Genomic DNA, 13,465 nt, shown 5'->3' on the forward strand with positions numbered 1-13,465 from the left:
AAAGCAAACGAGCCAGTGACTCGTTTGCCCGCCGAACGGGAGAGCGGCACAGGGTCGGCAGAGCGTTTCCGTATAAACCTGAAAGGCTCTAGCTTTCGGCGCCGAGGGTGAGCCGGCAGGGGACGTGGTCCGAAGGCTTTTCCCAGCTACGGACATGCTTGTCGATCTCGCAGCCGCGCAGCATTCGCGCGGCCTCCGGTGAGAGCATCATGTGGTCGATGCGGATGCCGTTGTTCTTCTGCCAGGCGCCCGCCTGGTAGTCCCAGAACGTGTAGAGTTCGTCGGCGTCGTTCGTCGCGCGGATCGCGTCGGTCAGACCCAGGGATTCGAAGAGGCGGAAGGCTTCGCGCGTTTCCGGGCGGAAGAGGGCGTCACCCTCCCACGCCTGCGGGTCGTGGCAATCCTCCGGCTGCGGGATGACGTTATAGTCGCCGACGAGCACGAAGGGTTCCTCGAGTTCCAGACGCTCACGGGCTAAGGCGCGAAGGCGTTTCATCCAGTCGAGCTTGTAGGGAAACTTCTCCGTGTCGACCGGATTGCCGTTCGGCAGGTAGAGGCAGCCGACCCGGAGCACGCTGCCGGCGAACGGGAAGACGGCTTCCATGAAGCGGGCCTGTTCGTCGCCGTCGTCGCCCGGCAGGCGTCGCGTCACTTCGTCGGGCGATACGCGCGAAAGGATGGCTACGCCGTTGAAACCCTTCTGTCCGTGGGTCTCGACGTGATAGCCGGCTTCCTCGATCGCCGCGCGCGGAAAGGTCTCGTCCGTCGACTTGATCTCCTGCAGGCAGGCGATGTCCGGCTGGCACTCGTTCAGCCACGCGACGAGGTTGTCGAGACGCGCCTTGATGCCGTTGATGTTCCAGGTCGCGATCGAAAGCGTGTTCGGCGTGGCGGACGATGACAAGGCGGTCTTCCCGTTTTCGTTCGTACGCCGTCTCGGAACTCGGCCTGAGCGAGCGTGCGAGCCCGTTCAGATGGAAAAGCTCGTGCCGCAACCGCAGGAAGCGACCGCGTTCGGATTGGTGATCTGGAAGGACTGGCCCATCAGATTGTCGACGAAGTCGATCTGCGAGCCTTCCATATAGACGAGCGAGATCTGGTCGATGAGCACGCGGGCATCGCCCTTTTCGAGGACGATGTCGTCCTCCTGCTGGTCCTCGACGAGATCGAACTTGTAAGAGAAGCCGGAGCAGCCTCCGCCTTCCACCGAAACGCGCAGTGCGGATTTGCCGGCTTCCTTGGAAAGGATGGTGGCGATGCGCTTCGCCGCGGAGTCGGAAAGCGAGATGGTCTGTTGTGTCATGGCCTTGCCTCGTGGCGCGCCGCAGCCGGCGCGCGTTTCACGTCTGGGCAGTTTCATTGCGTTGCCACGATAGGTATGAAGGTCGAAAGACGGCGTCAAGCGGCCACGGGATACCGTGGCCTGTCATCCGGCCGGGCAGAGGACGTGCGATGACGATCGACAGCGAGAGGCTCGGCTTCGGCGTGGGCGAGCGCGCGGCATATGCGTGCGATCCGTGGCGAAGCCGCGGGCGGTTCCTTCCCGAACCCTCCAGCGCCACCCGCTCCGAGTTCCAGCGCGACCGCGACCGCATCGTTCATTCGACCGCCTTCCGCCGGTTGAAGCACAAGACGCAGGTCTTCATCGCCGACGACGGCGACCATTTCCGTACGCGTCTGACCCACACGATCGAGGTAGCGCAGATCGCCCGTTCGCTCGCCCGGGCGCTGAAACTGGACGAGGATCTGGCCGAAGGCATCGCGCTCGTCCACGATTTCGGCCACACGCCCTTCGGCCATACGGGCGAGGATGCGCTCGGCGAGATGCTCCAGAGCCATGGCGGTTTCGACCATAACGCGCAGGCGCTACGCGTGGTGACGCGCCTCGAGCACCGCTATGCCGAGTTCGACGGCCTCAATCTGACGTGGGAAACCCTCGAAGGGCTCGTCAAGCACAACGGGCCATTGACGGATGCCGACGGGAAGGGGATCGGCGGGCCGCTTCCCCACGCCGTTGCCGAATACAACGCCGAGCACGATCTTGATCTCGCGGGTTTTGCGAGCCTGGAAGCGCAGGCTGCCGCCATCGCGGACGATATCGCCTACAACACGCACGACATCGACGACGGCCTTCGCGCCGGTCTGCTGACGCACGACATGCTGAAGGACGTCCCGTTCCTCGCCGAACTGCTGGATGCGGTTTACGAGCGCTACCCGGACCTCGATGGCGAGCGAGTGACGCACGAGATCATGCGCCGGCAGATTACACGCATGGTGGAAGACGTCATCGGCTTCGCGCAGGCTCGGATCGAGGAGGAGAGGCCGCACAGCGTCGAGGCCGTTCGACGCAGCGATCGCAGCTTCGTTCGCTTCTCCGACCGCTTCCAGGCGATCGACCGCGAGATCAAGCGGTTCCTCTATGCCAATCTCTACCGCCATCCGGACGTCATGCGGGTTCGCGAGGCGGCAGCGACGATCGTGCGCGATCTTTTCGCCCGCTTCATGGAGCGTCCGGATCTGATGGAGACGCATTTCTGGGCGGAGGGAGCGAAGGCGATGGAAGAGGACGAGCGTGCGCGCCGCGTTGCGGACTACCTGGCGGGCATGACCGACACCTTCGCGATCGATACCCATCGACGCCTGTTTGACCGGACCCCCCAATTGCGTTAGGCGCCGCTCACCGGGCTTTGCGCGACATCCGCGGCCCATCGTTTCCGGATCGTTCGATGAATGTGTTCAAAGACTTCGAATCCCGTGTGATCGCGGCCGTTCAGTCGCTTGATTGCGCGCGGGAAAATGCAGGCGAAATCGACTTTTCACGCGTGACCGTGGAGCCGCCGCGCGACGCCGCGCACGGGGACCTTGCGACCAACGCGGCGATGGTTCTTTCAAAGCCGCTGAAGACCAATCCGCGCGCGCTCGCCGAACGCATCGCCGAGGAGTTGCGCAAGCAGGACGATCTCGCAGAGGTCTCCATCGCCGGCCCGGGCTTCATCAACATGCGCCTTGCGTCCGGCGCTTGGCGACGCATGCTGGTCGACATCGTCCGCAAGGGGGCCGAGTTCGGTCGAAGCGATCTCGGTGCGGGCAAGGCGGTGAACGTCGAATACGTCTCGGCCAATCCTACCGGGCCGATGCATGTCGGGCATTGCCGTGGTGCGGTCGTCGGCGACACGCTCGCGAACCTGCTCGCCTTCGCCGGCTTTTCGGTCACGAAAGAGTATTACGTCAACGATGCGGGCTCGCAGATCGACGTGCTCGCCCGCTCCGTCTTCCTGCGTTACCGGGAAGCGCTCGGTGCGTCGATCGGCGAAATTCCGGCCGGGCTCTACCCCGGAGACTATCTCGTTCCGCTCGGGCAGGCGCTTGCCGAAGAGTTCGACGACCGGCTTGTCGAAATGCCGGAAGACGAGTGGATGCCGATCGTGCGCGATCGTTCGATCGACGCGATGATGGCGATGATCCGGGCGGATCTGGAACTCATCAACGTCAAGCACGACGTCTTCTTTTCCGAACGCTCGTTGCATGCCGGCGACGGGGGCGCGATCCGCCAGGCGATCAACGACCTCACCTTCAAGGGGCACGTCTACAAGGGCACGCTACCGCCGCCGAAGGGCCAGAAGCCGGAGGATTGGGAGGACCGCGAGCAGACGCTCTTCCGCTCGACCGCCGTCGGCGACGACATCGACCGGCCGTTGATGAAGTCGGACGGCGCGTTCACCTATTTCGCCGCCGACGTCGCCTATTTCGGCGACAAGTTCCGGCGCGCCTTCGACGAGATGATCTACGTGCTCGGCGCCGACCATGGGGGCTACGTCAAGCGGCTCGAGGCCGTCGCACGCGCGGTTTCCGGCGGCGAGGCCAAGCTGACCGTGCTCTTGTGCCAGCTCGTGAAGCTCTTCCGCGACGGCGAGCCCGTGCGCATGTCGAAGCGTTCCGGCGACTTCGTCACGCTGCGCGAGGTGGTCGAGGAGGTGGGTCGCGATCCGGTGCGCTTCATGATGATCTATCGAAAGAGCACCGAGCCGCTGGACTTTGATTTCGCAAGGGTCACCGAGCAGTCGAAGGACAACCCGGTCTTCTACGTTCAGTACGCGCACGCGCGTTGCCATTCGGTCTTTCGCCAGGCGAAGGCGGCCTTCCCGGACCTCGATACCGATCCGGCGCGGCTTGCCGCGGCAGTGGAGAGTGCCGACCTGCACGAGAGCGAGGCTGCCGTCGTTGCCAAGCTTTCGGAATATCCGCGCGTCGTCGAGGCGGCGGCACTCGCGCACGAGCCGCATCGACTGGCGTTCTACCTCTACGATCTCGCGAGCATCTTCCACGTGCACTGGAACCGCGGGAAGGAGATGCCGCAATTACGCTTTGTTAACGATGAAGACGGAGACTTGACGCTTGCCAGGTTGGGTCTGGTGCACGCGGTCGCATCGGTCCTGCGCTCCGGCCTGACGATCATCGGGGCGGAGGCGCCGGCGGAGATGCGCTGAAGTCACTCTTTCCCCACAATACGCTGGCATTGACCTGCAATTCTGCCGAAGAGACGAAAGCCATGGTCGATAAGCAGCACAATCTCGACGGATCGAACGGGCGCGACGGATCGAACGGGAAGCCCGAAATGGGCGACGACGATCCGCTCGCCGAACTCGCCCGGATCGTCGGCTACGAGCAGGATCCGGCGGCTCGGGGCAGGGCGGACGAGCCGGTCGATCTCGACGACGAACTGATGCGCGAACTCGATACGGGGGACCATGCACCCTCGCTCGACGCCCCCGACGATGCTCGTTCTTTCGGTGAGCGACGCGACGGAGATCGGTTCGAGGCTGCGAGCGTTCCGGCTGTCGAGCCATCCGCTTTCGAGCCGTCGACTGCCGATCCGCGCGCCAGCGCCGACGATCTCATGACGCTTTCGCTCGAGGAAGACCTCGAGCGCGCCTTCGACGTATCGGACGAGCCCGAGAGCGAGCCGGTTGATCATGGATCGATTGACGCTTTCGCAGTGGAGGCCGCCCCGGAGCCGCTTGGCGCGGAGCCGTTAGACCTTCGCCACGACGAGGACGAACGGCCGTCCTCGATGGACGAGCCCGTCGCTGCCGAAGCCGGGTCCGAAGAAGGCTTCGTATTCCCCGGCGCCGGCGAACCTTCGGAACCGGCCGCGCATGAGATCTTCGACCATTCGCCGGTCGCCGAACCGACTGCGGCCACGCACGAAACGGAAATGACCCACGACGAAGACGTGGCGGCGCCGAACGCGTCCGTCCCGATCTCCGACGAACCGGCAAGCGAGACGTTCGAAGAGCCGCGCGCTGCGCAGGCCGCCGATGCGGCACCTGCACGCGACGACGACGATGCGCGGATCGACGATGCGCTGCTTGCCGAGATCGCCGCGCTGCAGGTTTCGGCTTCAGGCAGGAGCAATGGCGCAACGAAGACCGACCGGAAGAGCGAAACCGCCAATCCTTCCGCGTTGCCTGTGGCTAGGGCTGCGGACGGCGCAGCGGGTCAGACCGAACCGAAGCCGGCCGAAACCGCGCAGGTCGATGACGATACGCGCACGGTGGCGATACCCGATGTCGGCCTCGTTCCGGTCGCCGGCACGGCGAAAGGCATCGACTTCGATCCAGCAGCGATCTGCGAGCCGGACGAGGCAGTGGAAGCTGCGCCGGATCTCGGCATTCCCCGCCTGGAAGACGACGATCCGCGCACCGCGTCCGTCGCCGACGACGATCTCGACTACGACATGGATACCGAGATCCTCGGCCTGATCAATCCGCGCGCCACGAAGGCCGCGGAGCCGGTCGAAGACGCCGAGCTTGCAGGCGAGCAGGCGCCGCGTGCCGCACCGCCGGCGGAGATCGCCTCGGCGCCTGCCATGGACGCCGACATCAGCGAGCGGGAGGCGAGCGATTTCGCCGACCTCGAGCGTGCGCTCGACGCACGGCGCTACGGACATCGCGAGGGAAATGGTGCAGCGTCGCAAGGCACGGTCGTCGACCATGCGCCGAACGGGGCACGGACGGCCGCCGGTGCGCCGAAGCGCTGGACCCGGCTTGCGGTGACGGCGGCGGGTCTCGTCATCGTGGCTGGTGCGGGTGCTGCATTCTGGATGGGTTCCACCCCCGTTGCGCAGAGCAGCGCCGGCGGTAATGCGCCGATCATCATGGCGGATGCGACGCCCGCCAAGCGCAAGCCCGAGAACCCGGGCGGCGAGCATGTTCCGAACCAGAACAAGATCGTCTACGACCGTGTCGACGGGTCCGATCCGGACAGCGACGGGAAGACCGCGCTCACCGATACCACCGAGAAGCCGCTCGACGTCGTCAAGCACAACCAGCCGATCGTCGCCGCCTCGATGGGCGGAGGCGACAACGGCCTGCCCGGCGTGCGCAGTGCTTCGGAGAATCTGGTTGCCGACGCTTCCGACGGCCGCTCGTCGCGCCTCGGCAAGGAACAGGACCGGCTTCAGCCGCAGGAGAGCAAGCCTGCTCCGGAAGCGGCGACGCCTTCGGGCGTCGTGCCACACTACGTCAAGACCATGACCGTCACGGCCGATGGGCATCTCGTTCCCCTTAACGACGGGAAATCGGGTTCGAACGACGCTTCCGCCGACGCCGACGACAATTCGGCGCAAACGGCGAGCACACCCGATGCGGCAGCGATGGTCACGGGCACGGACGAACCCGCGCCGCTGCCGGATGCGCGCCCGGGCGGCCAGGCGCAGGACGCTTCGACGGACGATGGCGACGGCGCCTCGGAAGCCGCAGGCGCCGATGCCGACGCCGACGAAACGCAGACCACGACCGCGAGTGCGGCTTCCGCCGCCCGTACGTCGGACGATGCGAGCGGCGACGGCGACGAAGCACCGGCGAACCCGGGCGGCTACTACGTCCAGATCGCTTCCCAGCCGAGCGAGGATGCCGCCAAGCGTTCCTATCAGACATTGAAGAAGCGCTACGGCTCGGTTCTCGATGGCGAGGGCGTGGACATCCAGTCCGCGAAGGTCTCCGACGACAAGACCTATTACCGGATCCGCATTCCCGCGGGAACGAGCAGCGACGCGAGCGATCTCTGCGCCCGGTACAAGAAGGCCGGCGGCGACTGCTTCGTCACGCAGTAGGCGAATTCTTCCTTCGACGAACCGGTCGGTGGGACTGCGTTTTTCCGATCGTATGGCTATGCTTTGCGCATGAGCGAATCAAAGCCCGTCATTTTCGGCTGTTCCGGCCTGAAGCTCGATCCCGAAGAGATCGCCTTCTTCGCCGAGCATCGGCCGTGGGGTTTCATCCTCTTTGCGCGCAACGTCGAAAGCATCGCCCAGCTCCGGGAACTGACGGCCGCGCTTCGCGAAACCGTCGGCCGCGCGGATGCGCCGGTGCTGATCGATCAGGAGGGCGGCCGCGTTCAGCGGCTGCGCCCGCCGCTTGCGCCGCGTTATCCGTCGGGGGGCGAGCTCGGCGCGATCCATGCCGCTGACGAAGACCGGGGCGTGCGCGCGGCGTGGCTTCAGTCGCGCCTCCACGCCTTCGATCTGTCGCGGTGTGGCGTCTCGGTCGATTGCCTGCCCGTCCTCGACCTGCCGGCACCGGGGTCGAGCTCCGTCATCGGCGATCGCGCCTACGGCACGGATCCGCACACCATCATCGCGATGGGGCAGGCGTCCGCAGCCGGTCTCAAGGCCGGTGGTCTGCTGCCGGTCGTGAAGCACGTGCCGGGGCACGGGCGCGCCCGGGTGGATACGCATCTCGAACTGGCTGTGGTGGACGCGTCCCTCGAAGCGCTCCGCGAACGGGATTTCGCGCCGTTCCGGGCCATGAACGGCGAAGCCATGGCGATGACGGCCCATGTCGTCTACGAAGCGATCGATCCCGAAAACCCGGCGACGCATTCCTCGCGCGTCGTGCACGATATCATTCGCGCGGAGATCGGCTTCGACGGGCTTCTGATGTCCGACGACCTTTCGATGAAGGCGCTTTTGGGTGGTTTCGGCGAAAGGGCAAGTGCCGTGCTTTCGGCCGGATGTGACATGGTTCTCCATTGCAATGGCGACATGGGGGAAATGCGCGCCGTCGCCGATGCGATCTCCTCTCTTTCCGGCGAGGCGAAACGGCGTGCGGATGCGGTCACGTCCGCCTTCGTGCCGGCCGACGACGCACGGGAAGAGGCGCTACGCGGCGAATTCGACGCACTGATCGGTGCGTCGGGGCGGGGCGAAGGATGACCGGAGCGCGCAGCGGCGCCCGACAGATCGGCGAACCGGCCGACTGGCCGGCCAACGACGATGCCGGCCCCACCGCGAGCGAACCGGCGCTCGTCGTCGACGTCGACGGCTTCGAGGGGCCGCTCGATCTCCTCCTTCACCTGGCGCGACGCCAGAAGGTCGATCTTTCGCGCATCTCGATCCTCGCGCTCGCGCAGCAATACCTGACCTTCATCGAGGACGCGCGCCGCATCCGGCTCGAACTCGCGGCGGATTATCTCGTGATGGCGGCGTGGCTTGCCTATCTGAAGTCGCGCCTGCTCTTGCCGCAGCCGGATGCCGACGAGGAGGAAAGCGGCGAGGAACTGGCCGCGCGTCTGGCCTTTCGGCTGAAGCGTCTGGAAGCCATGCGCGACGTCGCCGCGCGCCTCGTCGGGCGCGACCGGCTGGGCCGCGACATCTTCGCGCGCGGGAACCCGGAAGCGACGGTGGTCGAACGCAGCGAAACCTTCACGGCTTCTCTCTACGATCTCCTGACGGCCTATGCCGCGCAGCGCCGGCGGCAGACGGTGAGCCGGGTGCGCATCGCCCGGCGGCCCGTATGGTCGCTTGCCGACGCACGCTCGATCCTGGCTCGGATGATCGGCGAGGTGCCGGAGTGGACGCCGCTCGAACAGTTCCTCGCGCCCTATCTCGGCGCGACCGGCAACGTAGTGACGGCACGCGCCAGCACGTTTGCCGCCTGCCTCGAACTCGTGCGTGAAGGCCGGCTGGAGGTGCGCCAGGATGCCGCGTTCGCGCCGCTTCACCTGCGCGACGTCGATGGAAACACCGGCATGGCAGACGGCGAGAGGGCCACGGAGAACGGCTTGTGACACGGAACGGAGAACCGTTCGACCCGCACGAGACCGGCGCGGAAGAAGCGGACGAAGCCGGGCAGGTGGGCGCGGAGGCCGAGCGCAAGGCGGAGCGTATCGCCGAGGCGATCGTCTTTGCCTCGGCCGGTCCCGTCGCCGCGCGCGCGATCGCCGAACGGCTGCCGGCGGGCACCGGCGTCGAGGCGACCATGGCCCGGCTCGCCAAGCGCTACGCCGATGGCGGGGTCAACCTGGTGCGCGCCGGCGACGCCTACGCCTTCCGCACGGCGGCCGACCTCTCGTGGCTCCTCCGCCGGGAGGAGGTGGAGGTGAAGAAGCTTTCGCGCGCCGCACTCGAGGTGCTGGCGATCATCGCCTATCACCAGCCGACGACGCGGGCCGAGATCGAGGAGATCCGCGGCGTCTCGACGTCGAAGGGCACGCTCGACGTCCTTCTCGAAACCGGCTGGGTACGCATCGGCGGTCGCCGGCAATCCCCGGGCCGGCCCGTCACCTATGCCACCACGCCGGGCTTCCTCGATCACTTCAGCTTGAGCGAGCTCGCGGACCTGCCCGGGATCGAGGAACTGAAGGGGGCGGGCCTGCTTTCGGCCAAGCTGCCGCCGGACTTTTCGGCCGATGCCGGTTTCGACGAGGATGCTTCGCACGACGATGGGTCGAGCACGGCATCCGGCGCATTGGAGGATCTCGGGCTCCTGCCGCCCGGCGGCGAAGAAGGCTGAAACCGCCGTCGTTTCGTCGCAAGCACGGCCCGAATCCCCGCTTTTCGTTGCACGCTATCGTGCTTTCCGTTACGAGCGAGAAGCGCTATTTGAATGGTGTCCTCGCAAGGCCTACATTGCGGCGAGCGGCCTTCAAGGGAGATGGATTATGGGTAGTCTGAGTATCTGGCACTGGCTCATCGTGCTGGTGGTCGTTCTCCTTCTTTTCGGTCGCGGAAAGATTCCGGATCTGATGGGCGACGTCGCCAAGGGCATCAAGAGCTTCAAGCAGGGCATGGCCGACGACGACGAGGACGAGAACGCCGGCTCCACCGAGAAGGCGAAGACCGTCGAGCATCGCTCCGAGGAGAAGGGCGAGACGCCGGAATACAAGTCGGCACGCTACGACAAGGCCAAGTAGCGCGAAGTTCGACGGAGCGGATCGCAGTCGCCGGTAGCGGCGACGCTAGGAGCTCATACGCATGTTCGATATCGGCGCGCCGGAGCTGCTCGTCATCGCGGTCGTCCTGATCGTGGTGGTCGGGCCCAAGGACCTGCCGCGCATGCTGCGCGCCTTCGGCAAGACGACGGCGAAGCTGCGCTCGATGGCGAGCGAGTTTCGCACCCAATTCGACGAGGCGTTGAACGATTCCGAGTTCGACGAGGTCCGCAAGACGATCTCGGACGCGCAGAACCTTAACCCGTCCAAGAACCTACGCGACGTCATGAACCCGCTGCGCAAGGTCGGCGAGGAGATCCGGTCCGGGCTCGACGAGGCGGTCCGACCGGCAAGCGTCTCCAAGACCACGCAAGCCGACCGCGACGCGCTTTCCGCCGTCACTGAAGGCGAGCCGATCGGCGAACCGCAGCCCAACGAACTGCACGAGCCGGACCGGGAAGGCCTCGACGAAGCGAAGCCGGCTGCGCCAGTCAAGAAGGCGGCGACCAGAAAGGGGTCGACGAAGAAGCCTGGTGCGAAGACGGCATCCGCATCGAAGAAGCCGGCGACGGCAAAAGGTGCTTCGACCAACGGAAGCGCCGCTCCCGCGCGCAAGACCCGCGCGAAGACGGCCGCGAACGGTGCGGCCGCACCGAAGGCCGCCGCGTCCAGGACGGCATCGAAGGCGGGTGCCGGGAACGGGGCTTCCGAAGCGAATGGCCATGCCGGAACGGCGAACCCGTCGAACGGCGCAAAGGCTGCCCGCAGTGGTGCGCGTGCCAAGGCGGCCGCGACCGGTGGGACGAAGGCGAAGCCTGCGAGATCCACGTCGGCGAACGGTTCGGCTGCGGATACCGGTGAAGGGGGCGCTTCTCCCGGCGCCGGGAAAATCACGAACGGCGCGAAGCCCGCTTCCGCAACTACTGCCGTCGCAGAAAAAGCGCGAGGCAAGGGGCGGACCGTGTCGCGCCCCGTCAATGGCACGGCCGATGAACCCGGTGCGCCCGGCGAGACCGGCGCCAACCATACGGACGACAAGACGCCATGAGCAGCAACGACATCGATGAGAAGGCGCTTCCGCTCATGGAGCACCTCATCGAGCTCAGGCAGCGCCTGATCTGGTCGATCGGTGCGTTCTTCGTCGCCTTTCTCGTCTGCTTCTTTTTCGCGAAGGAACTGTTCAACCTGCTCGTGGTGCCGTTCACTTGGGCGGTGCATCTGGCGCATCTCGATACGAACCACATCGAGCTGATCTACACCGCCCCGCAGGAATTCTTCTTCACGCAGATCAAGATCGCCATGTTCGGCGGAATGGTGATCGCCTTTCCGATCATCGCCTCGCAGATCTACAAGTTCGTCGCTCCCGGCCTCTACAAGAACGAGCGCGCTGCGTTCCTTCCCTTCCTCATCGCGTCTCCGCTTCTCTTCCTGATGGGCGCGTGTCTCGTCTATTTCTTCTTCACCCCGATGGTGATGTGGTTCTTCCTGCGCATGCAGCAGCCGGGCGGCGGCGGCGAGGCGGCGATCCAGCTTCTGCCGAAGGTCTCGGAATACCTCAGCCTCATCATGACGCTGATCTTCGCTTTCGGGCTCGTCTTCCAGTTGCCGGTGGTGACCACGCTGCTCGCGCGCGTCGGCATCATTTCGGCCGCGGGTCTCGCCGCGAAGCGCAAATACGCGATCGTGCTCGCATTCGTCGCCGCAGCCGTGCTGACGCCGCCCGATCCGGTCTCCCAGATCGGCCTTGCACTGCCGACCATCCTTCTCTACGAGGTTGCCATCTATGCCGCCCGGGTCGTCGAGCGCAAACGCGCAGAGGCGAGCGCGGAGGCGGAAGCGACCGCTTCCGGCGACGATCCGGATCGTTCCGACGACGAGGGTTGAGCGTTCCCAACGTCGGGCCGGCACCCATGATCTGACCTGCGGCGGGACGCCATCATGCTGGACATCAAGTGGATACGCGAAAACCCGCGGGCGCTGGACGAGGCGCTGCGGCGACGCGGCGCGCTGCCTTGCGCCGAGCGCCTGCTCGAACTCGACGAGCGCCGGCGTGAGCATCTTCAGACCGTTCAGGAGATGCAGACGCGGCGCAACGAGGTTTCGCGCGAAATCGGCCAGGCGCTGCGCGAGAAGGACTCCGAACGCGCCGAGCGCATGAAGGCGGAAGTCGCCGATATGAAGAGCGCCATGGCGGCGGCCGAGGAAGAAAGCCGCGCCGTTGAGCGCCAGGTGGAAGGTCTGGTCGCTTCTCTGCCGAACCTGCCGCTTGCCGGCGTGCCGGCCGGTACCGACGAAGCGGACAACCGCGAAGAGCGCCAGGTTGGAGAGAAGCCCGCATGGGACCATCCGGCACGCGAGCATTTCGAGATCGGCGAGGCGCTCGGGCTGATGGATCCGGAGGTCGCCGCGCGCATCGCCGGATCGCGCTTCACGGTGACCAAGGGCGCGCTGGCGCGGCTCGAACGCGCGCTCGGGCAGTTCATGATCGACCTGCACACGAGCGAGCACGGCTATCAGGAAGTCGCGCCGCCGCTGCTCGTGCGCGACGCCGCGATGTTCGGCGCCGGGCAGCTCCCGAAATTCGCCGAAGACGCGTTCCGGACGACCGACGATCGCTGGCTGGTTCCGACGGCAGAAGTGCCGCTTGCCAACCTCGTGCGCGAGGAGATCCTCGATCACGACGCGCTGCCGATGCGCGTCGTGGCGCTGACGCCATGCTTCCGCTCGGAAGCGGGGTCCGCCGGGCGCGATACGCGCGGCATGCTGCGCCAGCACCAATTCATGAAGTGCGAGCTGGTTTCGATCACCGATGCCGAAAGTTCGCTCGACGAGCACGAGCGCATGACGGCGTGTGCGGAAGAAGTGCTGAAGCGGCTCGGCCTGCATTACCGGGTAATGACGCTTTGCACCGGGGACATGGGCTTTTCCGCACAGAAGACCTACGATCTGGAGGTCTGGCTGCCCGGCCAGAAGACCTATCGCGAGATCTCCTCCTGTTCGGTCTGCGGCGACTTCCAGGCACGGCGCATGAACGCGCGCTACCGTCCGCGCGAGGAAAAGGGCACGCGCTTCGTGCATACCCTCAACGGTTCGGGTGTGGCGACCGGCCGTGCGCTGATCGCGGTGATGGAAAACTACCTCGAAGCGGACGGCTCCATCACGGTGCCGGAAGTCCTGCGCGGCTACATGGGCGGTCTCGAGCGCATCGTCGCGTCATGACGGCCGGCTTCGCTACCGTCGATCGCATGGACAG

Annotated in this window: 12 protein-coding genes; 10 read left to right on the plus strand and 2 right to left on the minus strand. The window is 65.9% G+C overall.

Annotation, left to right across the window (positions count from 1 at the left end; all coding sequences use genetic code 11):
- Window positions 1-88: 88 nt before the first annotated feature.
- Together xth and erpA are read right to left on the minus strand one after the other, a co-directional pair.
- Window positions 89-904: an exodeoxyribonuclease III gene (gene xth, locus FJU11_RS06900; RefSeq protein ID WP_141166307.1), complete on the minus strand. Its 816-nt coding sequence runs from the start codon at window positions 902-904 to the stop codon at window positions 89-91.
- 66 nt (window positions 905-970) lie between these two features.
- The gene (erpA, locus tag FJU11_RS06905; protein WP_141166308.1) at window positions 971-1,303 is read right to left on the minus strand and encodes an iron-sulfur cluster insertion protein ErpA; all 333 of its coding nucleotides are present in this window, start codon (window positions 1,301-1,303) and stop codon (window positions 971-973) included.
- 149 nt (window positions 1,304-1,452) lie between these two features.
- Here erpA and FJU11_RS06910 point away from each other — a divergent pair, with 149 nt between their 5' ends.
- The 10 genes from FJU11_RS06910 (at window position 1,453) to serS (ending at window position 13,431) form a co-directional block, all read left to right on the plus strand.
- Window positions 1,453-2,670 (plus strand): deoxyguanosinetriphosphate triphosphohydrolase, encoded by a 1,218-nt coding sequence (locus tag FJU11_RS06910; RefSeq protein WP_141166309.1) that lies wholly within the window; start codon window positions 1,453-1,455, stop codon window positions 2,668-2,670.
- A 56-nt stretch (window positions 2,671-2,726) separates the two neighbouring features.
- Window positions 2,727-4,487, plus strand: coding sequence for an arginine--tRNA ligase (gene argS, locus FJU11_RS06915; RefSeq protein WP_141166310.1), 1,761 nt, complete (start codon window positions 2,727-2,729; stop codon window positions 4,485-4,487).
- Window positions 4,488-4,549: 62 nt separating this feature from the next.
- Window positions 4,550-7,114 (plus strand): SPOR domain-containing protein, encoded by a 2,565-nt coding sequence (locus tag FJU11_RS06920; RefSeq protein ID WP_141166311.1) that lies wholly within the window; start codon window positions 4,550-4,552, stop codon window positions 7,112-7,114.
- Between the two features lie 69 nt (window positions 7,115-7,183).
- On the plus strand, window positions 7,184-8,215 hold the full coding sequence (gene nagZ, locus FJU11_RS06925) for a beta-N-acetylhexosaminidase (protein WP_141166312.1): 1,032 nt from the start codon (window positions 7,184-7,186) through the stop codon (window positions 8,213-8,215).
- A complete protein-coding gene (locus FJU11_RS06930; protein WP_141166313.1) occupies window positions 8,212-9,069 on the plus strand; it encodes a segregation and condensation protein A in 858 nt (285 codons plus the stop codon). The genes nagZ and FJU11_RS06930 overlap by 4 nt, the downstream gene beginning before the upstream one ends.
- A gap of 65 nt (window positions 9,070-9,134) precedes the next feature.
- Window positions 9,135-9,794, plus strand: coding sequence for an SMC-Scp complex subunit ScpB (gene scpB, locus FJU11_RS06935; protein WP_181408087.1), 660 nt, complete (start codon window positions 9,135-9,137; stop codon window positions 9,792-9,794).
- 148 nt (window positions 9,795-9,942) lie between these two features.
- Window positions 9,943-10,194, plus strand: coding sequence for a twin-arginine translocase TatA/TatE family subunit (locus FJU11_RS06940; protein WP_141166315.1), 252 nt, complete (start codon window positions 9,943-9,945; stop codon window positions 10,192-10,194).
- Window positions 10,195-10,255: 61 nt separating this feature from the next.
- Window positions 10,256-11,260, plus strand: coding sequence for a Sec-independent protein translocase protein TatB (gene tatB / locus FJU11_RS06945; RefSeq protein WP_141166316.1), 1,005 nt, complete (start codon window positions 10,256-10,258; stop codon window positions 11,258-11,260).
- Window positions 11,257-12,096: a twin-arginine translocase subunit TatC gene (gene tatC / locus FJU11_RS06950; protein ID WP_141166317.1), complete on the plus strand. Its 840-nt coding sequence runs from the start codon at window positions 11,257-11,259 to the stop codon at window positions 12,094-12,096. Before tatB ends, tatC begins: the two co-directional genes overlap by 4 nt.
- Window positions 12,097-12,150: 54 nt before the next feature.
- Window positions 12,151-13,431 (plus strand): serine--tRNA ligase, encoded by a 1,281-nt coding sequence (serS, locus tag FJU11_RS06955; protein WP_141166318.1) that lies wholly within the window; start codon window positions 12,151-12,153, stop codon window positions 13,429-13,431.
- Window positions 13,432-13,465 lie beyond the last annotated feature (34 nt).

This window comes from Pararhizobium mangrovi (genome assembly GCF_006516965.1).
Lineage (GTDB): Bacteria > Pseudomonadota > Alphaproteobacteria > Rhizobiales > Rhizobiaceae > Pararhizobium_B > Pararhizobium_B mangrovi.